Origin of the sequence: Sphingomonas yabuuchiae (assembly GCF_001477495.1) — a bacterium.
Taxonomy (GTDB): Bacteria; Pseudomonadota; Alphaproteobacteria; order Sphingomonadales; family Sphingomonadaceae; genus Sphingomonas; species Sphingomonas yabuuchiae_A.
The window spans coordinates 1-23,109 of record NZ_LDTF01000012.1 but is presented as its reverse complement, the minus strand read 5'-3'; the positions used below and the strand labels follow the sequence as shown (position 1 = coordinate 23,109).

The 23,109-nt window shown below is 65.4% G+C and carries 19 protein-coding genes, 1 tRNA gene and 2 pseudogenes; 11 read left to right on the top strand and 11 right to left on the bottom strand.

All coding sequences use genetic code 11. From position 1 onward, the window contains the following. Window positions 1-189: pseudogene (locus NS355_RS04230) on the bottom strand (energy transducer TonB); the annotation flags it as partial. Between the two features lie 215 nt (window positions 190-404). Here NS355_RS04230 and NS355_RS04225 point away from each other — a divergent pair. Next, window positions 405-1,298, top strand: coding sequence for a hypothetical protein (locus tag NS355_RS04225; protein ID WP_209445016.1), 894 nt, complete (start codon window positions 405-407; stop codon window positions 1,296-1,298). On the opposite strand, the gene NS355_RS04220 is transcribed toward NS355_RS04225, so the two are convergent. Together NS355_RS04220 and NS355_RS04215 are read right to left on the bottom strand one after the other, a co-directional pair. Further along, complete coding sequence (locus tag NS355_RS04220) at window positions 1,274-1,561, bottom strand: Rossmann fold domain-containing protein (RefSeq protein WP_058744546.1); 288 nt, start codon at window positions 1,559-1,561, stop codon at window positions 1,274-1,276. The two genes, NS355_RS04225 and NS355_RS04220, sit on opposite strands and share 25 nt — an antisense overlap. A 5-nt stretch (window positions 1,562-1,566) precedes the next feature. Then, entirely contained in the window at window positions 1,567-1,935 is a 369-nt protein-coding gene (locus NS355_RS04215) for a dihydroneopterin aldolase (protein ID WP_058744545.1), read from the bottom strand. A 111-nt stretch (window positions 1,936-2,046) separates the two neighbouring features. Here NS355_RS04215 and NS355_RS04210 point away from each other — a divergent pair, with 111 nt between their 5' ends. The 4 genes from NS355_RS04210 to NS355_RS04195 are packed head-to-tail and all read left to right on the top strand — an operon-like array spanning window position 2,047 to window position 4,917. Continuing rightward, window positions 2,047-2,556, top strand: a complete 510-nt coding sequence (locus tag NS355_RS04210; RefSeq protein ID WP_058744544.1) for a GNAT family N-acetyltransferase — start codon at window positions 2,047-2,049, stop codon at window positions 2,554-2,556. 50 nt (window positions 2,557-2,606) lie between these two features. Then, window positions 2,607-3,179: a DUF1285 domain-containing protein gene (locus NS355_RS04205; protein ID WP_058744543.1), complete on the top strand. Its 573-nt coding sequence runs from the start codon at window positions 2,607-2,609 to the stop codon at window positions 3,177-3,179. After that, entirely contained in the window at window positions 3,176-3,769 is a 594-nt protein-coding gene (locus NS355_RS04200) for a CoA pyrophosphatase (RefSeq protein ID WP_058744542.1), read from the top strand. The genes NS355_RS04205 and NS355_RS04200 overlap by 4 nt, the downstream gene beginning before the upstream one ends. Further along, window positions 3,757-4,917, top strand: coding sequence for a CCA tRNA nucleotidyltransferase (locus tag NS355_RS04195; RefSeq protein WP_058744541.1), 1,161 nt, complete (start codon window positions 3,757-3,759; stop codon window positions 4,915-4,917). The genes NS355_RS04200 and NS355_RS04195 overlap by 13 nt, the downstream gene beginning before the upstream one ends. Here the strand turns inward: NS355_RS04195 and NS355_RS04190 are convergent. The 4 genes from NS355_RS04190 to NS355_RS04180 form a co-directional block, all read right to left on the bottom strand. Then, a complete protein-coding gene (locus NS355_RS04190) occupies window positions 4,908-6,578 on the bottom strand; it encodes a putative bifunctional diguanylate cyclase/phosphodiesterase (protein ID WP_058744540.1) in 1,671 nt (556 codons plus the stop codon). The two genes, NS355_RS04195 and NS355_RS04190, sit on opposite strands and share 10 nt — an antisense overlap. A 136-nt stretch (window positions 6,579-6,714) precedes the next feature. Further along, window positions 6,715-8,967 carry a DNA topoisomerase IV subunit A gene (gene parC / locus NS355_RS04185; protein ID WP_058744539.1) on the bottom strand — a complete coding sequence of 751 codons (2,253 nt, stop codon included), beginning with the start codon at window positions 8,965-8,967 and terminating at the stop codon, window positions 6,715-6,717. 287 nt (window positions 8,968-9,254) lie between these two features. After that, the gene (locus NS355_RS18555) at window positions 9,255-9,875 is read right to left on the bottom strand and encodes a hypothetical protein (RefSeq protein WP_153008039.1); all 621 of its coding nucleotides are present in this window, start codon (window positions 9,873-9,875) and stop codon (window positions 9,255-9,257) included. A 711-nt stretch (window positions 9,876-10,586) separates the two neighbouring features. Next, the gene (locus NS355_RS04180; RefSeq protein ID WP_058744538.1) at window positions 10,587-10,976 is read right to left on the bottom strand and encodes a hypothetical protein; all 390 of its coding nucleotides are present in this window, start codon (window positions 10,974-10,976) and stop codon (window positions 10,587-10,589) included. 278 nt (window positions 10,977-11,254) lie between these two features. Here NS355_RS04180 and purC point away from each other — a divergent pair, with 278 nt between their 5' ends. From purC to purQ, 3 genes are read left to right on the top strand one after another with little or no spacing between them, the layout of a single operon-like run. Next, entirely contained in the window at window positions 11,255-12,037 is a 783-nt protein-coding gene (gene purC / locus NS355_RS04175; RefSeq protein ID WP_058744537.1) for a phosphoribosylaminoimidazolesuccinocarboxamide synthase, read from the top strand. Then, window positions 12,034-12,264 carry a phosphoribosylformylglycinamidine synthase subunit PurS gene (gene purS / locus NS355_RS04170; protein WP_042486357.1) on the top strand — a complete coding sequence of 77 codons (231 nt, stop codon included), beginning with the start codon at window positions 12,034-12,036 and terminating at the stop codon, window positions 12,262-12,264. The genes purC and purS overlap by 4 nt, the downstream gene beginning before the upstream one ends. Continuing rightward, window positions 12,264-12,932, top strand: coding sequence for a phosphoribosylformylglycinamidine synthase subunit PurQ (gene purQ, locus NS355_RS04165; RefSeq protein WP_056430531.1), 669 nt, complete (start codon window positions 12,264-12,266; stop codon window positions 12,930-12,932). The genes purS and purQ overlap by 1 nt, the downstream gene beginning before the upstream one ends. A 274-nt stretch (window positions 12,933-13,206) precedes the next feature. On the opposite strand, the gene NS355_RS04160 is transcribed toward purQ, so the two are convergent. Then, on the bottom strand, window positions 13,207-13,941 hold the full coding sequence (locus NS355_RS04160; protein WP_058744547.1) for a queuosine precursor transporter: 735 nt from the start codon (window positions 13,939-13,941) through the stop codon (window positions 13,207-13,209). A gap of 81 nt (window positions 13,942-14,022) precedes the next feature. Here NS355_RS04160 and NS355_RS04155 point away from each other — a divergent pair. Further along, window positions 14,023-14,099, top strand: a tRNA-Arg gene (locus NS355_RS04155). Window positions 14,100-14,162: 63 nt separating this feature from the next. On the opposite strand, the gene NS355_RS04150 is transcribed toward NS355_RS04155, so the two are convergent. After that, entirely contained in the window at window positions 14,163-16,916 is a 2,754-nt protein-coding gene (locus tag NS355_RS04150; protein WP_058744536.1) for a TonB-dependent receptor, read from the bottom strand. Between the two features lie 189 nt (window positions 16,917-17,105). Here NS355_RS04150 and NS355_RS04145 point away from each other — a divergent pair, with 189 nt between their 5' ends. Both NS355_RS04145 and NS355_RS04140 read left to right on the top strand, forming a co-directional pair. Further along, a complete protein-coding gene (locus NS355_RS04145) occupies window positions 17,106-19,034 on the top strand; it encodes a BCCT family transporter (protein WP_058744535.1) in 1,929 nt (642 codons plus the stop codon). A 93-nt stretch (window positions 19,035-19,127) separates the two neighbouring features. Next, a complete protein-coding gene (locus NS355_RS04140; RefSeq protein ID WP_058744534.1) occupies window positions 19,128-19,955 on the top strand; it encodes an undecaprenyl-diphosphate phosphatase in 828 nt (275 codons plus the stop codon). Here NS355_RS04140 and NS355_RS04135 read toward each other — a convergent pair. Both NS355_RS04135 and guaA read right to left on the bottom strand, forming a co-directional pair. After that, a pseudogene (locus tag NS355_RS04135) lies at window positions 19,939-21,202 on the bottom strand (spinster family MFS transporter). The gene NS355_RS04140 and the pseudogene NS355_RS04135 sit on opposite strands and share 17 nt — an antisense overlap. 228 nt (window positions 21,203-21,430) lie before the next feature. Beyond that, complete coding sequence (guaA, locus tag NS355_RS04130; protein ID WP_058744533.1) at window positions 21,431-22,984, bottom strand: glutamine-hydrolyzing GMP synthase; 1,554 nt, start codon at window positions 22,982-22,984, stop codon at window positions 21,431-21,433. Window positions 22,985-23,109 lie beyond the last annotated feature (125 nt).

Here is a 23,109-nt window from a genome sequence, read left to right as displayed (position 1 = left end):
CGGTTCCTCCGGCGGGGGTGGGGGTGGCGGCTCTTGCACGTCGAACGTGTTGAGCTTTTCGGTCGCCTTCTTCACGTACTGGTAAGCCAGCCCCGTGACGAAGGCATAGCCCAGGGCAGCATGGATGAGCACGACGATAACGATCGCGACCACCTTGCCCCCGGACATCTTCTGGTCAGTATAGGCCATTCAGCAACGAAACTCCTCAGTCTGCCAGTTTCGCCTCGCCGTAGCGTGGGGACGTGGGAAACTCCTGCCATGCTCTTTCGGCATGCGGCAGAGCCTTGGACCCTATCGTGACGGCTGGCGCGGTGCAATCAGTTTGTCGGACGTAATAAACGTACAACCTGCGCATGACGAAATTATTTCTGTACCGTTAATGAGCAAAGGAGTAGCGCGAAGCTATGAATCCCCTGTCCCACGCCATTCGCGCTGGCGCTTTGACGCTGTCGATTCCCCTGTTCGCCGCCGCCCTGCCCGCCCAGATGGTCACCGCGCCATCGGCCCGGCCGGGTGATTCGATGGTAGCGCAAACAGGACCGGGCTATGCCGACCTCGCCGATCTGGTGCTGTCGGCTCCGGTCATTGCCGATGTGACCATCCGATCGGCGACCGCGATCAAGGGCACGGAGGCCGCCGGAGTCGCCCCCGGCCATCAGCGATTCTACATAGAGGCCGATGTCGGCACCTTGATCCGCGGTGCGGGCGGCCTGCCCGCGCGGGTCGGCTATCTGTTCGATGCCGCCACCGATGCACGGGGCCGCGCGCTGAAGCTCAAGAAGATGCGCGTGCTGATCTACGCCCGCCGGGTGCCCAACGCCGCCGACCAGCTTCAGCTCGTGGCGCCCGATGCGCAACTGCCCTGGACGCCCGATACCGAACAGCGCAGCCGGACCATCGCGCGCGAGGCTCTGTCCGCCGACGCGCCGCCGGTCATCACCGGCGTCGGCAACGCCTTCTACGTGCCCGGCAGCCTGCCCGGCGAAGGCGAGACACAGATTTTCCTGACGACCGCCAACAACCGGCCCGTCTCGCTATCCGTGCTGCGGCGGCCGGGCGAGGAACGGCGCTATGCCGTGGCGCTGAGCGAGATCGTCGACGAATCCGCCGCCCCTCCGGCGCGCGATACGCTGCTCTGGTACCGGCTGGCCTGTGCCCTGCCGGAATCGCTGCCCGATCGCAGCACCGCCTCGCTGGGGCCGGAAAACGCCCAGGCGGCGCGCGAGGATTATCGGTTCATCCTGCAAAAGCTCGGCCAGTGCGGGCGCGAGCGTCAGATGCCGACGGCCAGCGACTGACCCGTGACCGCGTGCGCGGCGGCAAGATAATCGACCGCCGCCGCGACCGCTTTGTCCGCTGCCCCCTCGGCCGGGATCACCGCATTGATCCGCGCGCCCGGCGCCGCCGCGATGGCGAGCGGGGCGATCGCCGCCTCGACCATCGCCTGGGACAGCGCGTCGCGGCCGGGACGGACCACCAGCACCAGATCCTCGCCCGGATATCTGGCGACGACACCTGTGATATCGGCGTCGGGTGCCAGATCGACTCGCCGCGCCGTCATGCGCGTCAACGCCGGTGGCGGACCAGCGTGATGCCGATCGCCTCGCCATCCTCGGCGATGGCCAGCTTGACGATCTTCACCTGCACGCGGGTGACCCGCTTGTCCTGAAGGAACAGCGTGTCGCAGATATGGTCGGCAACCCCCTCGATCAGCGTGAAATGCACACCTTCGGGCAGCTGGGTCGCGGCATGTTTCAGGTCGAGATAGTTTTTGGACTCGGTCAGCGGGCTGTCGGGCGTGTAGCGCGCCGGACAGTCGAGATCGACGGTCAGCGAGATGCGCAGCGGCTGCGGCAGATGCGTTTCCTCGGAGTAGATGCCGGTCAGCACCTGGACTTCGAGGTCGTGGACTTCGAGCTGGAGACGGTCTTCCATTCCTGCGCCTGTAGCAGAGCGCACGCCGAAGGAAAGCTTGCATCCCCCCGCCGTCGCGCTAAGGGCGCGCGTCCCCCTCCCCGCACCACCGGACTTCGCCTCTTGACCGTGATGACCGCCCTTGTCCCGCTCGATGCGGTCGCGCCCGATGGGGTCGAGGCGCTGCTGGACCGCGCCTTCCCGCCCGGACGGCAGGCGCGCACCGCCTATAAGGTGCGGGGCAGCGTGCGGCCGATCGCCTCGCTGTGCTTCGCCGCGGTCGAGGAGGATCGGCTGATCGGTTCGATCCAGTGCTGGCCGGTTGCGCTGACCGGCGACGACGGCCGGGTGCACCCGATGGTCATGATCGGCCCGGTCGCGGTCGAACCGAAGCACCAGCAGGGCGGCATCGGGCGCGAACTGCTTCGCCATATGCTCGACGCCGCGGCGGCGAAGGGACTGGACCGCGCGATGATGCTGATCGGCGACCCGGAATATTATGGCCGCTTCTTCGGTTTCTCCGCCGATCGGACTGGCGACTGGCGGCTGCCCGGCCCGGTCGAGCGGCACCGGCTGCTGGCGCGGGGGCCGGACGTACCGGCGGTTGCGGGCATGCTGGGCCCCGATCCGGGGCAGGCGTGAAGCGCGCAGGTCTTTACCTGCCCGCCCCGCATCCCTAACTCGGACCCATCATGCCGATGGCACCGCCCCCCGATCTGTCCGCGCTGAGCCTGGCCGAAATCGTCCAGGCGATGGAGGCGCAGAAGCTGCCCCCCGTCTCGCAGTGGCATCCCAGCCATTGCGGCGACAGCGAGATGCGGATCGCGCGCGACGGCACATGGTTTCATCAGAACAGCCCGATCACCCGGCCCGCCATGGTCCGCCTGTTCTCCACCATCCTGCGGCGCGAGCCCGATGGCCGCCATGTGCTGGTCACACCGGTCGAAAAGCTAGACATCGCGGTTGAGGATGCGCCCTTCGTCGCCACCGCGCTGAAGATCGAAGGACAGGGCGAAAACGGTCGGCTGGTGTTCCAGCTCAACACCGGCGATCTGGTCGCGGCGGGGCCGGACCATGGCCTGCGCTTCGTCGAGGGCGAGGACGGCCCCCGCCCCTATCTCCATGTCCGGGACGGGCTGGAGGCGTTGATCGCGCGGCCGGTCTATTACGAACTGGCCGAACGCGCCCTGGCGGGCGAGGGTGAAGCGCCCGGCGTGTGGAGCGACGGCGTCTTCTTTCCCCTGACGGCATCACCGGCCGCATGACGCTGGCCGAAAGGCTGGCAGCGGCGATGGCGCGGATACCGGCGACCGACCTGCTGACCGGCGACGGTGTGGAGCCGCATGAGATCAGCGCGACGCCCACGGCCGCCGCGGTGCTGGTGCCCGTGACCGACCGCACCGAGCCGGGCGTGCTACTGACCCAGCGGACCGAAACCTTGCGCAACCATGCCGGGCAGATCGCCTTTCCGGGCGGCCGCGCCGATCCGGACGACTCCGATCTGGTCGCGACCGCCCTGCGTGAGGCGGAGGAGGAGATCGGTCTTCCTCCCGCCACCGTCACCGTTATCGGCCTGGCCGATCGCTATCGCACCGTCACCGGGTTCGAGGTGACGCCCATCGTCGGCGTCATCCCGCCCGATCTGACGCTGACCCCCGCCGAGGCGGAGGTGGCGGACCTGTTCGAGGTGCCGCTGTCCTTCCTGCTCGATCCTGCCCATCACCACCGGGTCAGCGCGCCGTGGCGCGGACGGACCCGCCATTTCTACGAGATAATATGGAACGACCGACGCATCTGGGGCGCGACTGCCGCGATGATCGTCAACCTGTCGCGGCGGATGCAATGGGCGGCATGACGCCCGGTACCGCGCCCTGGGCCGACCGCCCCGAACTGATCGCGCTGGCCGAGCGGCTGGAGGCGCGGTTCGTCGGTGGGGCGGTGCGCGACATGCTGCTGGGCCTGGCGGTCGCCGATATCGATCTGGCGACGCCGCTGTCGCCCGAGATGGTCATCGGCCGCGTGCGCGACAGCGGCTTCAAGCCGGTGCCGACCGGCATCGCGCATGGCACGATCACCGCCGTCCTGCCCGATGGCCCGATCGAGGTGACGACGCTGCGCCGCGACGTGTCGACCGATGGCCGCCATGCCGTCGTGGCCTTCACCGATGACTGGCGCGAGGATGCCGCGCGGCGCGACTTCACGATGAACGCGCTCTATGCCGATCCCGCGACCGGCGAGCTGTTCGACTATTTCGGCGGCCTGGACGATCTGAAGGCCGGGCGGGTGCGCTTCATCGGCGACCCGTTGCAGCGGATCGCCGAGGATCACTTGCGTATCCTGCGCTTCTTCCGCTTCCATGCGCGTTTCGGTGATGCGGTGGACGAGGCCGGGCTGGCCGCCTGTGCCGCGCGTGCCAACGACCTGATGGCATTGTCGCGCGAACGGATCGCGGCGGAGTTGCTGAAATTGCTGGTCGCCGCGCGCGCCGTGCCGGTCGTTGCGCTGATGGTCGAGCATGGCATCTTCCGCGCGGTCATCCCCGAAATCGATGCCGAGGGCGTGGAGCGGCTGACCCGGCTGGCCGAGCGTGAAGAGGCCGCCGGAATCGCGCCCGACGCGATCCGGCGACTCGCCGCCCTGCTGCCGCCGATGGCGGCCGAGAATGTCGGGGCGCGACTGAAACTGTCCAATAGCGACCGCAAGCGCCTGATCGCCGCGACCGCCGGGCCGGGCGAGGAGGGGCCACGGGCGCTCGCCTATCGCGCGGGGTTGGTGAGTGCCACCGACCGGCTGCTGCTGGCGGGCGAATCGATCGAGTCGATTCGCGACTGGACGCCCCCTGCCCTCCCCCTGACCGGCGGCGCGCTGGTCGAACGCGGTATCGGCAAGGGGCCGGACGTGGCGCGGCTGCTTCGCCGGATCGAGACACAATGGATCGCCGAGGGCTTCCCCGATGCCGAGCGCGTCGGCCGCATCGCCGATGAGGCGGTGGCTCAGGCCTGATCGGCGAGCATCGCCCAGGCGGCATCGGGATCGAGCGGGCGGGCGTAGTGATAGCCCTGTCCATGGCTGCATCCCAGGGCGGCCAGCGTCTGCCCCAGTTCGACCGTCTCGATTCCCTCGGCGGTGGTCTTCATGCCCAGCGCCTGCGCCAGGCCCAGGATCGCGCGGACGATCGCGATCTTGTCACGGTCGGCCAGCATCCCCGACACGAAGCTGCGGTCGATCTTCAATATGTCGATCGGCAGTTTCTGGAGATAGGCGAGGCTGGAATAGCCGGTGCCGAAATCGTCCATCGCGATGGTCGGACCGAGTTTCTTCAGCGCATTCATGATGGCGCTGACCCGGTCGGGATCGCCCACGATCGCGCTTTCGGTCAGCTCCAAGATCAGACGCTCGCCCGCCACGCCCGCCTTGGCCAGGGCCGATTCGATCAGCACGGGAATATCGTCGCGCTGCAACTGGATCGCCGAGACGTTGACCGACATGCGCACGCCGCAGTCCCCGCCCGCCCGCCGGTCCCATTCCGCCAGCTGGAGCAGCGCCTGATTCGCGGCCCAGCGGCCCAGTGGCACGATCAGCCCGGATTCTTCGGCGACAGGGATGAAATCGACCGGCGAATGGTCGCGCCCCTCGGCATCGCGCCACCGCGCCAGCGCCTCGAATGCGATGGCCCGGCCGGTGCTCAGGTCGCAGATCGGCTGATAGGCGAGGTGCAGTTCCTCCCGTTCGATCGCGCGGCGCAACGCGGTCTCCATCGCGAACTGCGCGCGCGCGATGGTGAAATGCTGGGGGTGGTAGACTTCGGTCCGGCCCGCCGCCTTGGCGTGCTTGACCGCGAACTGGGCATGCCGGATCAATTCCTCGGCCTCGTCGTCCAACCCTTCGTTGAAGGCGATGCCGACCGACGCCTCGACATTCACCTCATAATCGGTCAGCCGAAACGGCGAGCGCAGCGCCCGGTCGATCCGTTCGGCCAGGATATGGGCTTCCTCCTCGCTGCCGTCGATCATCATGAGGATACCGAATTCGTTGCCGCCGATCCGTCCGATCGAGTCGCGCGAGCGCAGCGCCCCCTTCAGGCGGCGCGCCACGGTAATGAGCAGTTCGTCGCCGACCAGCGAACCCATGCAGGCGTTCAGCCGGCCAAATCGATTGATGTCGATCACCAGCACCGCATGACGCTGGTTTCTGGCCATCATCGCCTCGATCAGGTCGCCGAAACCCTGTCGATTGGGCAGCCCGGTCAGGCTGTCGGTCATCATCTCGCGACGCAGGCTGCGTTCGGTGTGGTGCTGTGCGGTATGATCGACCAGCATCAGCACACAGCCTTCGCCATCCCCTTCGGCTGCGTGGGTCAGGGTCGCCTGGAAATAGCGGCAGTCGATAACGTCGCCGACGGCCAGCGGAAACTCGATCGAGGTCTGGTTCGACGCCAGGAATCCGTCGATTCGCTTGGCCACCTCGGCCAGCAGACCGGCCTGGGTCCGCGAGTCGTTCAGGGCGGCGCGGCGATAGGCATCGTTGCTGGCGGCCACGACCGGCACGCCCTTCTCGATCAGGATTTCGGCCGCCGGGATCGCCATGATGCTGATCGCGCACGACGTCAGCGACCCGAAATTCCGGTTCGAAGAGCGTTGCGGCGGATGAGCGATCGTTGCCATCACCCATCCGCGTAACCCGCGAACGTTAAGAGCGCCTAAAATTCCAAGAATTTTACGGTTAACGTCGTATCGCGGAGTCCCCGGCCTCGACCCAATCCGCGACCGCTTTGCCCCCACGGAAGGCTCTGAAGGCTACTCAATCGAATCGATTGTCGCGCGGGAAGCCGGTCGGAGGCATCCGCCCCGCCGCCCCGCGTGCGGTGCGCCAGGCCGACAGGTCGGACTCGGTCCGCACCCGCCCGGTATCGCCGCCCATCGGCCAGCTCAGCCCATCCTTGAAGACGAAGGTCGTCGCATCCGACAGTCCGCCGTCACGATAGCGCTGGAGCTGGACGCCGGTGCCGCGTGACAGCTCGACGAACTCGGTCAGCGGAAAAACCAGCAATTTGCGGTTGTCGCCGATCGCCGCGACATAATCGTCCTCGGCCCCGACCGGACGCATGACCTTCAACAGGGCCCCGGCGCGCGGGGTCAGCACGGTCTTTCCCTTTCGCGTCTCGGCAATGGTGTCGGCGGTCGGCACGATGAAGCCGCGCCCGTCCGACGCCGCGACCAGCAACTTGGCGGCGCGGCTGGCGGGCAGAAAACCGGCGATGCCGATCGACCCGTCCAGGTCGATCATCGCGCGCACCGGCTCGCCAAAGCCGCGCCCGCCGGGCAGCTTGTCCGCCGCCAGCGTGAAGAACCGCCCGTTCGCCGCCGCCAGCAACAGCTTGTCGGTGGTCTGGGCATGGAAGGCGAAGGCGGGGCCGTCGCCCTCCTTGAACTTGGCGGTGTCGGCCGAGGCAAGGTCGACATGCCCCTTCATCGCGCGGATCCAGCCGCGTTGCGACAGGATGACGGTGATCGGCTCGCGCTCGATCATCGCTTCCAAAGGAATGTCACGGGTCGGCGCGGCTTCCTCGATCTGCGTGCGGCGTGCGCCGAGGGCTGTCTCGGGACCATAGCGGTCACGGATCTTGCCCAGATCCTTCTTCATCCGCGTCCGCTGACGCTGTTCGGAGCCAAGCAAAAGAGTCAGCTGCTCGCGCTCCTTGTCGAGCTTGTCGCGCTCGCCACGAATCTCGAACTCCTCCAGCCGCCGCAGGGACCGCAGGCGCATGTTCAGGATCGCCTCGGCCTGCCGGTCGGTCAGGCGGAATTCCTCGATCATCACCGCCTTGGGCTCGTCCTCGGTGCGGATGATCTCGATCACCCGGTCGAGGTTGAGATAGGCGACCAGATAGCCGTCGAGCAGCTCGATGCGGTCGGCGATCTTGCCTAGGCGGTGTTCGGAGCGGCGGCGCAGCACCACGAACTGATGCTCGACCCAGGCGGCCAGCGCCTCGCGCAGGGACATGACGCGCGGCGTGCGGTCCTTGTCGAGGACATTGAGGTTCAGGCTGACCCGCGTCTCCAGATCGGAGAAGCGGAACAGCCCGTCCATCAGCACCTGCGGATCGACGGTGCGCGCACGCGGTTCGAGAACGATGCGGACCTGCGCATCCGACTCGTCGCGCACATCGGCCAGGATCGGCAGCTTCTTGTCATTGATCAGCGTGGCGATCTGTTCGATCAGCTTGCCCTTGGCGACGCCGTAGGGGATCTCGCTGATGACGATCTGCCAGCCGCCGCCCTTCTCGCGTTCGATCTCCCAACGTGCGCGGACGCGGAAGCCGCCCCGCCCCGTGGTGTAGCTTTCGCGCAGGATCGCCGGCGCATCGACGACCATGCCGCCGGTCGGAAAGTCCGGCCCCTTGACCAGCGCCAGGATGGCGTCGTCATCGGCATCCGGCTGATCGACCAGCAGGATTGCGGCCTCCAGCAACTCGGCCGCGTTGTGCGGCGGGATGCTGGTCGCCATGCCGACCGCGATGCCGCTCGCGCCATTGGCCAGCAGGTTCGGGAACAGGCCGGGGAACAGCTCCGGCTCCTGTTCTTCGCCATTATAGGTCGGGCGATAGGCGACGGCGTCTTCGTCGAGGCCGTCCATCAGGTCGATCGCGACCTGGGTCAGCCGCGCCTCGGTGTAACGATAGGCGGCGGCATTATCGCCATCGATATTGCCGAAATTGCCCTGCCCGTCGACCAGCGGATAGCGCAGCGCGAAATCCTGCGCCAAGCGGACCATCGCGTCATAGACCGACTGGTCGCCATGCGGATGATATTTACCGATCACGTCGCCGACGACGCGCGCGCACTTCTTATAGCCCGAGGCCGGATCGAGCTTCAGCAGCCGCATCGCCCAGAGAAGCCGCCGGTGAACGGGTTTCAGCCCGTCACGCACATCGGGCAGTGAGCGCGCGGTGATCGTCGACAGCGCATAGACCAGATACCGCTCCGACAGAGCACTGTCGAAGGGGGCATCGAGGATGCCGACGGGAGGATTGTCGCGGAGATCTATCGCCATGGAGGCCGAGCTTCTAGCAAGCCCATGGTGGGGGGGCAATCCGCCAGATCAAATCGGGAACATCGGTGCTTCTGCGGGGGGGGGGGTACTGCTCCGCATTCCCACCCTGCCCAGCGCCGATCCTACAGTTCCAAAACCAACCCGCTTATCGAACCACGCTTTGCGCCAGCGCCGCCGATCGATCATATTTACTGCGAGATCGATCGACCCTACTCGCATCGCCAGACAGGCAGAGATGTTCACGATACCTGGGCCCTGATCCAATTCAGTCCAGCAATCTCACCGGCTTACATGAGCGAGTCCGTCATTTTTTGTAATATGATGTCCGCCTTTGCCTGCATATCATCCAATGCGAATGACTTGGAAATCAGGGAGACAGACAAGACTTTTTGTTTTCCTGTCCACATGTCTGTCACGCGCGAACCGGAACCCGGCAATGATACAAATGTCCGGGCCACAGCGCCGCCATTTACGACAGCGACGGTTTCGCTCGAAGCATGACCCACACTCAACTTACCCCCCGTCGGAAGCGATAGATCCATATAGGTTGCGACCAGCGTGAAGCCCGGGCACTTATACGTCGACACGACACCATTGAGACGCTGGGTTCCCGACACTTCATATCCCATGGGATGACTAACGACTGTGCGACATCCCGGGAACGGCTCGATATGCAGAATTGCCGGTCCCTCGGAGTACCCCGCTCGTCGAGCGTGATTGGCAAGCCGGAAATGTTCGGCCGTCACAGCAGCCTCGTCGACATCCGTCAGTCGCTTGGGTGGGATGGGGCGTGCAGCACTAGACGGCGCGTGCGGATGATTTTCAATCAAAGCCTGCCCCTTTGGAAAACCTTCCGCAGCCGATGCAATTGATGCCTGCATAAGCATGGCGGTAATAATAGTGATCATTATCATCCTCCCTGACACGTTGCAGCACGATTGATGCTCGCCCGGGTCGTTGCGCAGGACGCATTGCATGTTTGCAGTTGCGTCCCCACCGGCCATTGATGCGGATCAAAAAGTCCTATGTTTTGATTTAACACTTACACCGGAGCAGAAATTGCATTGGGTTTTCACCGATACGACACCACGCCCGGAATTCTGCCGGGTTGCCATCCCATCATATGTGACATTGATCCATTAGGATATTTCCATATCCCAAGCTCGATAATCGGTAGCATGACTTCTACCTGTCGTAATATCAGAGTCGAAATCAACGCCGTTCGTAAATGCATGATTTTGACCATGCGCAGAACCAGAACCACGCCCAATAACCGATAAAGCCGCAACCAAGGGTGGCAACCTCGTTACCCCACCATCCCCTTATTTCTCTGATGAAAATAATTTTATACAGCAACTAAATCAAGTCGACACTTCAGCATACCCAATACTAAACAGAATGCCCCCCTCAGATATCACTTGGTACTAACGCATTAATTACTTATAAAATTTTTATTTAAATATTTGCATGATTATGAATAGATAGTAGACTATGAATGGATTACCAAAATCGAGCCGCATCGCGCGGTCCTGATCGAGGTTCAGCCGCCGACAGCCCGAAAACGACAAAGCGGGCGCGATCGGATCGCACCCGCTTCGTTTGCGACAATGCCGGTCGACTCAGGCTTGGTTCGCCTGCGCCTGGGCCACATCCTGCTGGAAGTGATCCCCAGCCGCCACCGTGCAGTTCTGGAAGGCGACGGGGGTGAAGGTTTCGACCCCGGCGACATCCTCGTCGGTCTTCACCTTGCCATGCGGCCCACGGACGGGCTGGAAGGCGACGACCTCGGGACGGAAGGTGGCAAGGACATCCGCCGTATCGCGACAGGCGACCGTCCGCTCCGTGTTACCGTTCTTCACCACCGCGATGGCCTCCATGCCATTGGCGAGCGGGATACGGGCCTGCTCCCAGATTTGCGGCTGGTGCGCCGCATGCATTGGCCGCGCCACGGCAGTACCCGCCGTCAGCATCAGGGCTCCACCAACAACACCGATCATCAGCTTGTTCATGACTACCTCCTTTGCAAGCATAGCCTGAACCCGTGATCTGCCTCATCGGTTTCCGTTACTTTCCACCTTACAATTCTTTAATCCGCGCTCAAAAAACTGTTCATCATGTATTGCCGATTACGTCGACGGCATCCTCGGCGATGCTGTCCGCCACGGCATGCCTTTATGGCGCCCAACTCCATTGCGCCGCCGCGCCCCTTCCATTATAGGCCCCGCCATCCCGCCTCGGGCCTCAGCATGGGGGCGCCGGGGCTGTACTCATTTCAGGGGACCGCCGCATGGCTCGCCGCCGCCAAATCTACGAAGGCAAGGCCAAGATCCTGTACGAGGGCCCCGAGCCCGGCACGCTGATCCAGTATTTCAAGGACGACGCCACCGCGTTCAATGCCCAGAAGAAGGGCACGATCAACGGCAAGGGCGTGCTGAACAACCGTATTTCCGAGCATGTCTTCACCATGCTCGACCATATCGGCGTGCCGACCCACTTCATCCGCCGCCTGAACATGCGCGAGCAGCTGATCCGTCAGGTCGAGATCGTGCCGATCGAGGTCGTGGTGCGCAACGTCGCGGCTGGTTCGCTGTCCAAGCGGCTGGGCATCGAAGAGGGCGTGAAGCTGCCCCGCACGATCATCGAATATTATTACAAGGACGATGCGCTGGGCGACCCGATGGTCACCGACGAGCATATCGCCTGCTTCGGCTGGGCCAGCCAGGAAGAGATGCACGACATCGCCGACCTGGCGATCCGCGTGAACGACTTCCTGTCGGGCATGTTCGCCGCGATCGGCATCCGCCTGGTCGACTTCAAGCTGGAATTCGGCCGCATCTGGGACAATGATTTCGGTCGCATCATCCTGGCCGACGAGATCAGCCCTGATGGCTGCCGCCTGTGGGACATGACCACCAACGAGAAGCTGGACAAGGATCGTTTCCGCCGGGATCTCGGCGGCGAGGTCGAGGCCTATCAGGAAGTGGCGCGCCGTCTGGGCCTGCTGCCCGAGGGGGGCGACACCGCCGTCCTCGATCTGGAAGAACACCGCAAGAGCCGGGGCAAGTCATGAAGCTGAAGATTTTCGTCACCCTGAAGCCCGGCGTGCTCGACCCGCAGGGCAAGGCGATTCACCACGCACTGGAAAGCCTGGGCTTTGCGGGCGTGAACGACGTGCGCGCGGGCAAGCTGATCGAGCTGGAAGTCGCCGACGCGACCACCGACGCGCAGATCGACGAGATGTGCCGCCAGCTGCTCGCCAATACCGTCATCGAGAACTACCGGGTGGAGCGCGCCTGATGAAGACCGCAGTCATCGTCTTTCCGGGCTCGAACTGCGACCGCGACCTCGCCGTCGCGCTGGAGGCGGTGACGGGCGTCAAGCCGGCCATGGTCTGGCACGGCGACAGCGAACTGCCCGAGGGGCTGGGGCTGATCGGCGTGCCGGGCGGCTTCTCCTACGGCGATTACTTGCGCTGCGGCGCGATCGCGGCGCGGTCGCCGATCATGCGCGCGGTCGTGGAGTCGGCGAACAAGGGCACGCCGGTGTTCGGCGTGTGCAACGGCTTCCAGGTACTGGCCGAGACCGGCCTGCTGCCGGGCGCGCTGATGCGCAACCGCTCGCTCAACTTCGTGTGCCGCGACGTGAACCTGGAGGTGGCGAACACCGACAGCGCCTTCACCCGCCTGTACGAACAGGGCGAGACGATCCGTATCCCGGTCGCGCATCATGACGGCAACTACTTCGCCGACGCCGACACGCTCGACCGCCTGGAAGGCGAAGGCCGTGTGGCCTTCCGCTATGCCGAGGACGTTAACGGCTCGGCCCGGAACATCGCGGGCGTGCTGAACGAGAAGCGCAACGTGCTGGGCATGATGCCCCACCCCGAACGCCGCATCGAAGCCGCACACGGCGGCGACCATGGCCGCCGCTTGTTCGAGGGCCTGCTGGAGATGGTGGGGGCGTAACCCCACCCTCCGTTCAGCCTGAGCGAAGTCGAAGGCCACGGGATGAAATCCGAGAAGGGGAAGCGGGGGAACTCGCCTCCCCTTTTCTTTTGGGTTCACGCGAAGCCGCGACGGCGCGAAGAAGAAGAAGGCTGGTTCGCGCGGAGGCGCGGAGAACGCGGAGGGGTTCGCGTTTGGAAACGGCTTCCCGCCTCACTATGGCTGCTCAGGAAATATGGCAGCTGACGCTGCGTACGACCTCTCTGCGCCCTCCGCGCCTCCGCGCGAACCCAACTCAAACCCGCGCCCGGAACGGCGTGAAGTTGGTGTCCTCGTCGAACACATCCACCCCCTCGGCCCGCTTCAGCCAGCCGACGATCAGATAGGTCACCGGGGTCAACAGCACCTCCCAGCCGACCTTCAGCGCCCACTGCGTGAACAGCACCACGACCACCAGATGCGGCGTCCAGCCGACCGCGCCCCAAAAGGCCAGCGGATAGAAGATCAGGCTGTCCACCCCCTGCCCCACCAATGTCGAGCCGATGGTGCGCGACCACAGATGCCGCCCACCGGTCCAGACCTTCATCCGCGCCATCACATAGGCATTGGCGAACTCGCCCGCCCAGAAGGCGCAGACACTGGCCAGCACGATGCGCGGCACCTGGCCGAAGATCACCTCATAGGCGGCCTGGTTGGTCCAGGTCGGTGCCGGAGGAAGCGCCACGACGACAAAGCTCATGAACGCCATGAACAGCACCGCCGCCGTCCCCGCCCAGATCACGCGGCGCGCGCGGGCATAGCCATAGACCTCGGTCAACACGTCGCCGATGACATAGCTGAGCGGAAAGAACAGGATGCCCGCCCCGAACGGCCACTGACCGACCAGCGGCAGGTCGATCACCGCCACCTTGCCCGCGCCGATGACGTTGGACAGCAGCAGGATGGTCACGAACGCCGCCATGACGAAGTCGAACCAGCGAAACGCACCGCGTTCCATGTCGCGGTCCGCCACCACCCGTTCCACGCCCATACCGATCCCCTTCATCGTAAGCGGCGACATTTATCGCCATTCCCAACCCAAGCAAACCACGCTAGGGACACCGCCATCCGCGCGTCCGTAGCTCAGTTGGATAGAGCAAGGAGCTTCTACCTCCTCGGTCGGGGGTTCGAATCCCTCCGGGCGCGCCAATCGTCATCCATCATCGGACGAATCCTGACGGGAGGGCGACGCGCACCCTCCCCGGATGGCCGTCACCAGCGCGTGCGCAGGGTCATGCCATAGGTGCGCGGTTCGGCCAGGAAGGATCCGAACAGCGTGTTGGCGGTCGCATAGGTCGGCGCGCCGAAACGCTGGACCTGCGACAGGCTTCCCGAGCCCTGGAAGGGCATGTTGAAGGCGACCTGCTGATAGTTGGTGTTGAGGATGTTCTGGCCCCAGAATTCCAGCGCCCAGCGCTGGTCCTTGCCGTGCAGGCCGATGCGCGCATTCATCAGGAAGAACCCGTCCTGCTTCTTTTCGATGAACAGGTCGGAGCCGGTATTATAGTCGCTGGTCATGCGGCCATCGACATAGAACAACGCCGTCAGCCCGGTCCCGGCGATCTGCGGCGTCCAGCTGGCTGAGCTGGTCACGACATGGCGCGGCGCATTCGACATCATGCTGCCGGGCAGCAGGAACAGCGCGTTGCTGAGCGGCTCGCCCGCGTCGCTGCCGACCAGATTGCGGGCATAGTTGGTATGGGCATAGGTATAGCCCAGGTTGACGATGACGTCGGGTACGGGGAACAGGCCCGCTTCCAGTTCGATCCCCTGCGTCACCACGCCGGCCTTCACCTTGCCGGTGCACCGCCCCGTATTGAGCGAATCGTCGCGGTCCGCCCCGCCCAGGTCGCTGCCGCACGCACTGATATTCTGGACGATATAGCCGGTGCCGTTGAAGGTGTTGAGCTGGAAGTTCTTGAACTCCGAGCGGAAGGCGGCGGCATTCAACGTGAAGGTGCGCGAAGTGAACTTCACGCCCAGTTCATAGGCGTTCACCGTTTCGGGGTCGAAGCGCAAATTGGTGACCGACGCCGCCGTCGGCGTCCCGAACACGTTCGGGGTCAGGTCCGACCGCTCCAGATTATAGCCGCCCGCCTTGTAGCCGCGCGCATAGGACCCATAGACCAGCGTGCTGGCCACGGGCTTCCACGACACCACGGCCGTGCCGGTGAACTGCCCCTCGCGGATCGAGTCGGATAGCGGCAGCGCGGTCAGTGCGGACGAGGAATTGCCGTTGCAGCTCAACGTCACGATGCCCCCCGCCAGATTGGCCAGCGTGGCGTTGCCGCTCTGCAGGAACGGGCGAAGCGCGGCCTGTTGCAACGGGCAGGCGGTGTTGTTGTTCTCGAAGCTCGCGCGCAGCGTCTTGCGTTCGTTGGTGTAGCGAAGGCCGCCGGTCAGGCTCAGCGTGTCGGTGACGCGGAAGATATTGTGGGTGAAGAAGGCATAGTTGGTGCTGGTCTGGTCATAGAGATCGCGCAGCGCGCCGACATTGTTGATCGTGCTCAGCCGGTCGATCGTCCCGACCAGCGTCGGACCCAATGCGCCGGTCAGGACGGCACGCCCCGCCGCGCTGAGGCAGCCCGGATTGGCGGGGTTCTGCAAGGCTGCCGTCGGATTGATCGTCGCGACGACGCGGCAGGCGGCGAACGCGCCATATTGCGAGCCGAAGATCAGATTGTCCGACACCTGAAGGTCTTCGTGCGCGAAATAGCCGCCGACCAGCCAGTCGAGGCGGTTGTTCAGGATCGAGCCGCTGAGCCGCGTTTCCTGGGTGAAGGTCTTGAACCGGCGATAGGCCAGGCCGTTGTTCGGGCGATCGATGATGTCGACATTGCTGTAATCGACATCGCCCGCGCCGCCCGCCTTGTACTCACGATAGGCGGAGATCGAGATCAGCTGGACCTTGCCGATGTCCCAGCCGACGCGCGCCGACACGCCATAATCGTCGGTCACGTTGGAATAGGCATGGCCCGGGGTCTGCGCGATCCGGCGGTTATAGGGATCGCCCGCGCTGGGCAGGATACCGCCCAGGCTGCGCAGGATATTGACCATACGGTTCTGCGGATTGATCGCCGCATCGCCCGGCACACCCGGCGTCGGATCGACCTTCTCGCGCGTGTCGATATAGACCGCGCCGCAGCACTTCTCGTCGCGGCGCGTATAATCGCCGATCAGGCGGATGGAGAAATCGTCCGTCGGCTTCCAGAATAGCTGGCCGCGCACGAACGCGCGGTTGCGGTCGTTATAGTCGGTCTTGTTGACGACGTCGTACAGAAAGCCGTCGCGCTTGTTGTAGACGCCGTCGATCCGGAAGGCGAGCGTGTCGCCGATCACCGGCCCGGTCACGCCGCCCGCGACGCGCACCGCGTTGTAATTGCCGTAGCTGACTTCGCCATAGCCGCCATATTTGAAGGCGGGATATTTGGTGTAGATGCTGATCGCCCCCGCCGAGGAATTGCGCCCCGACAAGGTGCCCTGCGGCCCGCGCAGAACCTCGATCCGCTCGACCTCGCCCAGATCGTTGAGGCCCGAGCCGGTGCGGCTGCGATAGACGCCGTCGATGAACACCGCGACCGAGCTTTCCAGGCCGGGATTGTCGCCCACCGTGCCGATGCCGCGAATCCGCGCCGTGGCATTCGCCTCCGAGCCGGTCGAGCTGACCAGCAGCGAGGGCGCCAGCTGGGTCATCTGGCGGATGTCGGTCGCGCCCGAATTCTGTAGCGCGACGGTGCCATAGGCGCTGACCGCGATCGGCACGCTCGACAGGCGCTGCGAACGGCGGGTGGCGGTGACGACGATGTCGCCGTTATTGGGCGACTGGGCCTCGGGCTTCTTCTCGTCCGGCTTGTCCTTCGGCGCGGGCGCGGGCGCCACCCCGCGCAAACCCTGGGCCGAAGCCGTTCCCGTTCCCGTCACCGCCAACGCCGCCGTCGATGCCAGCAGCAGACCCCATGATCGCATCAATCACTCCCCCGAACCCTATGTCGTTGATCCGGGGGCATAACGGAATAATCATACCGGCCGGTTAAGCCGGACGCCGCGGCAAAAATTTCCGGCCATTTCGGCCGTTCTCGGCGATGTCCGCCCTGCCCGTGCCTGAACCGGGGCCGCCTATTCGCCATTCCGGCCGACCGATGCTAACCTATTGATATGATGAAGAGTGAAATAAACCCGCGCGTCTTCTGGGGCGCCTCCGGGATCATCGCGCTATTGCTGGTGACGACGTTGGCCATGCCGGGGACGGCCGATGCCGCGTTCAAGGCGGCGCAGTCTTGGGCGATCGACACGTTCGGCTGGTTCTATATCTCGGCGGTCGCGGCGTTCTTGGTCGTGGTGCTGGCACTCGGCTTTGGCCCTGCGGGCAAGCTGAAGCTGGGGCCGGACGATGCCGAGCCGGATTTTCCCTATCTGTCGTGGCTGGCCATGTTGTTCGCGGCGGGCATGGGCATCGGCCTGATGTATTTCGCGGTGGCCGAGCCGATCCAGCATTATATCTCGCCCCCCGAAGCCCCCAGCGGCACCATCCTGGCCGCGCGCGAGGCGATGGCGATCACCTTCCACCATTACGGCGTCCATGCCTGGGCCATTTATGCGCTGGTCGGCCTGAGCCTGGCCTATTTCACCTATCGCAAGGATATGCCGCTGACCCTGCGGTCGGGCCTGTCGCCGATCCTGGGAAAGCGGATCAACGGACCCCTGGGCGATGCGATCGACATCTTCGCGGTGTGCGGCACGGTGTTCGGCGTCTCGACCTCGCTGGGCTTCGGCGTGTCGCAGATGACGGCGGGGCTGAATTACGAATATGGGCTGCCCGATACGCTGACGGTCAAGATCGCGGTCATCGTTCTGGTGATGGGTGCGGCGACCCTGTCGGTATTGAGCGGTGCGGACCGGGGCGTACGTCGCCTGTCGGAGCTGAACCTGGTACTGGCCGTCCTGCTGATGCTGTTCGTCATGGCGGTCGGCCCGACCCTGTTCCTGCTGCGCGCGCTGGTCCAGAATTTCGGCCTGTATCTCGATCATTTCGTCAAGCGCACCTTCACCCTCTACGCCTATGAGCCGCGCGCCTGGATGGCGGACTGGACGCTGTTCTATTGGGCGTGGTGGATCGCCTGGTCGCCGTTCGTCGGCATGTTCATCGCGCGCATCTCGCGCGGGCGGACGATCCGCGAGTTCGTGATCGGCGTGCTGTTCGTGCCGACCGCCTTCACCTTTTTGTGGATGACGGTGTTCGGCAACACCGCGATCTCGCTGGATCTCGGCGGCGCGCATGGCGGGATCGCCGATGCGGTGCAGGCGAATTTGTCGACTGCCCTGTTCAAGTTCCTGGAATATCTGCCCGCCGCCAGCGTCACCTCGACGCTTGCGATCATTCTCGTCGGGGTGTTCTTCGTGACATCGGCCGATTCCGGCGCGCTCGTCATCGACACGTTGGCCTCGGGCGGCACCGAGGAGACACCGCGCTGGCAGCGCATGTACTGGTGCGTGCTGCTGGGGGCCACCGCGACATTGCTGCTGGTCGCGGGCGGATTGGGGGCGTTGCAGTCGGCGACGCTGCTTGCCGCCCTTCCCTTCTGCTTCATCATGCTGTTGCTCGCCGTGGGGCTGGTGCGCCAGACCAATGCCGATCTGGCGGGCGTGACGCTGCCCGGTGACGGCCCGGCGATCAGCGAGCGGATCAAGCGCCTGATCGTGCCCGCCCGCCGCACCGACGTCCTGGCCCAGCTCCGCGCGCAGGGCGAACCCGCGCTGCAATCGGTGCTGGAGGCGCTGGAGGCCGAAGGCTGGACCGCCAGCCAGTTGGACAGCGGGGAGGATAAGGTCGAGCTGACCATCACCGCGCGCGACGGCCGCCCGTTCGTCTATCGCCTGTCCCCCCGCTCGCGCCCGCTGCCCGCCTATACCGCGCTGGAGGCGCCCGAGCGTCGCCGCAGCCTCGCCTGGATGCTGGCCGCACAGACCAATGGCGAAACGGGTTTCCGCGACCTGACCGGCTTTACCGTCGGGCAGATCGCGAACGATGTGCTGACTCAGCTGGAGCGCTGGCGGCTGGCCGAGGCGCATCGCAAGGACGGCTGATCCGGCGGAATTTGGGGCCGGGCGACTTTCGGGGTGCCCCCTGATCGCCCCCCGGCCTATGGCAGGCCCTGCATGTAAAGGTTCGTATTCATAATGATTTGGTTGGAAGCCCTGTTTCTGGGCCTGTTGCAGGGTATCACCGAGTTCCTGCCCGTATCGTCGAGCGCGCATCTGCGCATCGCGGGCAGCCTGCTCCCTTCCGGCAGCGATCCCGGCGCGGCCTTCACCGCCATCACCCAGATCGGCACCGAAGCGGCGGTGCTGCTCTATTTCCGCAAGGATATCTGGCGTATCGCCATGGCCTGGCTCGGCTCGGTGATCCGCCGTCCCGCCACCCTGTCGCCCGATGCCCGCATGGGCTGGCTGGTGATCCTGGGCACCCTGCCGATCGCGGTCCTGGGCCTGTTGTTCAAGCATCAGATCGAAGGGGGTTTGCGCGACCTGCGCATCACCGCGACGATGCTGATCGTCTTTGCGCTGGTGCTGGGCGCGGCCGACCGGATCGGGGCGAAGCGCAAGCCGCTCGAACGGCTGGGGTGGCGCGACGGCCTGATCCTGGGCTTTGCGCAGGCGATGGCGCTGGTCCCCGGCGTGTCGCGCTCGGGCGGGACGATCAGCGCGGGGCTGTTGCTGGGTTACACGCGGGAGGCGGCGGCGCGCTACTCCTTCCTGCTGGCAATCCCGGCGGTGCTGGCGTCGGGCCTGTTCGAACTCGCCGACAGTTGGGGGCGGTTCGGAACGTTCGGGCCGGGACCGACCTTGCTCGCCACGCTGGTCGCCTTTGCCAGCGGTTATGGCGTGATCATGGTCTTCCTTCGGCTGGTATCGACGCGCGGCTATTGGCCCTTCGTCATCTATCGCATCCTGGCAGGCGCGGCGGTCTTCGCGATGCTCGCCTGGAACGTCATTCCGGCGCGGTAAGCGGCTCCACCCAGTCACGGCGCAGATGCAGGCCTGCCAGTCCCACCAGCAGCGCCGCGACCGCGTAAAGGCCCAATCCGGCCAACATCGCATGGCGCAGCGCGTCGCTGCCATAGAGCGGCGTCAGCGCATCGGACAGCGCGCCCAGCGCATAGATGCCGCCGCCCAGCCCGATCAGATTGTTGATCAGCAGGAAGAGCGCTGCGGCCGTCGCACGCTCGGGCGGTGCCACAAGATGCTGCACCGCCGACAAGACCGGTCCCAGCCAAGCATAGGACAGCGCCTGGGGCAGCAGGAACAGGGCAAAAGCGATGCGCACATCCCCGCCATGGATGCCGCCCGCGAACAGCGGAATGCTGGCCAGATAGGCGATGGCCGGGACATAGCCGAACCATGCCCGATCGCGCGCGCCCAGCCGGTCGGCCAGCCAGCCGCCCGCCACGATGCCGCCGACGCCGCCGATCAGCAGCAGCCCCGCCAGGAAATGCGAGGTCGCGATCAGGTCCAGCCCGAAGCTGCGCCGCATTAGGCTGGGCAACCAGAAGGCCAGGCCATAGCCGATCATCGACCCGCTCGCCGCGCCGAAGGAGAGCAGCCAGAAGGACGGCTTGCCTGCCAGGCTACGCGCGACCGTAGCAAAGGCGGGCTTGCGCGCCATCGGGGCGGGCTTGGGCCGGTCGCGGACGATCAGCCGGACCAGCGGCCCGACCAGCATCCCGGCCAGCCCGACTGCGATAAAGGCCATGCGCCAGTCGATCCGCGCGGCGATATAGCCGCCCGCCAGCACACCCGCCGCCGAGCCCAGCGGAATGCCCAGCGAATAAAGGGAGAGCGCCAGTGCACGACGGCGCGGCGGGAACGAGTCGCTGATGATCGCATAGGACGGCGCGACGCCCCCCTGCCTCGCCGATGCCGACGCCCAGCCGCGCGAGGAATATCTGCCAGAAGCCGGTCGCCAGCCCGCACAGCGCGGTAAAACCGCTCCACAGCACCAGCGAGCCCGTGACGACCCAGCTCCGGCTCGTCCGGTCCGCCAGCCACGCCAGCGGCACGCCGAGCGTCGAATAGAGCAGCGCAAAGGCGATCCCGCCAAGCAGCCCCAATTGCCGGTCGCTCAGCCCCAGCTCCTGCTGGATCGGCGCGGCGAGGATCGCGAGAATCTGCCGGTCGACGAAGTTGAAGATATAGACGAGCAGCAGCATCGCCAGCACCAGCCGAGGGCGGGTGGATCGGGGTTTCAGTGCCATAAATCAGATTCCTCCCCTGTAAGGGAAGGGGGACCATGCGCAGCATGGTGGAGGGGTGTCCCGGTTCGTGGAGTCGGTTCGCCCTCGCCGATGGTAACACCCCTCCGTCAGGGCTGCGCCCTGCCACCTCCCCTTACAGGGGAGGAAAAAGCGCCCTTTACGACAGCGGTGCCTGGCGGCACCGAATAACCAAGCCGCAGCCCCGCCCTGCGGGGCCGCGAGCCTTGGTTATTCCCACTCGATCGTGCCGGGCGGCTTGCTGGTATAGTCGTACACGACGCGGTTGATGCCCTTCACCTCGTTGATGATCCGGGTCGTCACGCGCGGCAGGAAGTCGCCGGGGAAGTCGAAGGCCTGGGCGGTCATCCCGTCGACCGAGGTCACCGCGCGCAGCGCCAGCACCGAGTCATAGGTGCGGCCGTCGCCCATCACGCCGACCGAGCGCACCGGCAGCAGCACCGCGAACGCCTGCCAGATGGCGTCGTACAGACCCGCCTTGCGGATTTCCTCAAGGTAGATGGCATCCGCCTTGCGCAGGATGTCGCAACGCTCGCGCGTCACCTCGCCGGGGATACGGATCGCCAGGCCGGGTCCGGGGAACGGGTGGCGACCGACGAACACGTCCGGCAGGCCCAGTTCGCGACCCAGCACGCGGACTTCGTCCTTGAACAGCTCGCGCAGCGGCTCGACCAGCTTCATGTTCATGCGCGCCGGAAGGCCGCCGACATTGTGGTGGCTCTTGATCGTCACCGACGGACCGCCGGTGAAACTGACGCTCTCGATCACGTCGGGATAGAGCGTGCCCTGCGCCAGGAACTCGGCCCCCCCGATCTTCTTGGCCTCGGCCTCGAACACGTCGATGAAGGTCTTGCCGATGAACTTGCGCTTGGCTTCCGGGTCGGTGACGCCCGCCAGCCCGTCCATGAACAGGTCCTGCGCATCCACATGGACGAGCGGGATGTTGTAATGGCCGCGGAACAGGCTGACGACCTGTTCGGCCTCACCCTGGCGCAGGATGCCACCGTCGACGAACACGCAGGTCAGCTGGTCGCCGATCGCCTCATGGATCAGAAGTGCTGCGACCGACGAGTCGACCCCGCCCGACAGGCCGCAGATCACCCGGCCCTCACCCACCTGCTCGCGAATCTCGGCGATCTTGGCGGCGCGGAACTCGGCCATGGTCCAGTCGCCGGAGACCCCTGCGACATGGCGCACGAAATTGGCGATCAGCTTGGCGCCGTCGGGCGTGTGCACGACTTCGGGGTGGAACTGCATCGCATAGATGCGGCGCTCGTCATTGGCGATGATCGCATAGGGCGCGCCGGGGCTGGTCGCGACGACGCGGAAGCCCGGCGCCAGCGCCGTCACCTTGTCGCCATGGCTCATCCACACCTGATGCCGCTCGCCCGTCGCCCACAGGCCGTCGAACAGGGTGCATTCGCCCTCGACGGTGATGAACGCCTCGCCGAACTCGCCGCTGTCGCCCTTCTCGACCTTGCCGCCCAGCTGCTCGGTCAGCGCCTGCTGGCCATAGCAGATGCCCAGCATCGGCAGGCCGCTGTCGAGGATCGCCTGCGGAATGCGCGGGCTGTTCTCGTCGACGACCGAGGCGGGGCCGCCCGACAGGATGACGGCGGCGGGGTTGATCCGCGCGAACGCCTCGGCGGCGGATTGGAAGGGAACGATCTCGCTATAGACCCCCGCCTCGCGCACGCGGCGCGCGATGAGCTGGGTGACCTGGCTGCCGAAATCGACGATGAGGATGCTGTCCGGGTGCTCCATGGCGGTCCGATAGCGAGGTCTTTTGCGAAAAGCTACCGGCGCGGACGTGTTTTGCGGGGGGGTGGATGAGCGTCATGGAGCTGCCGTAGAAGGCCAAACGGCAATTCTTGGCACGCCCCTCCCGC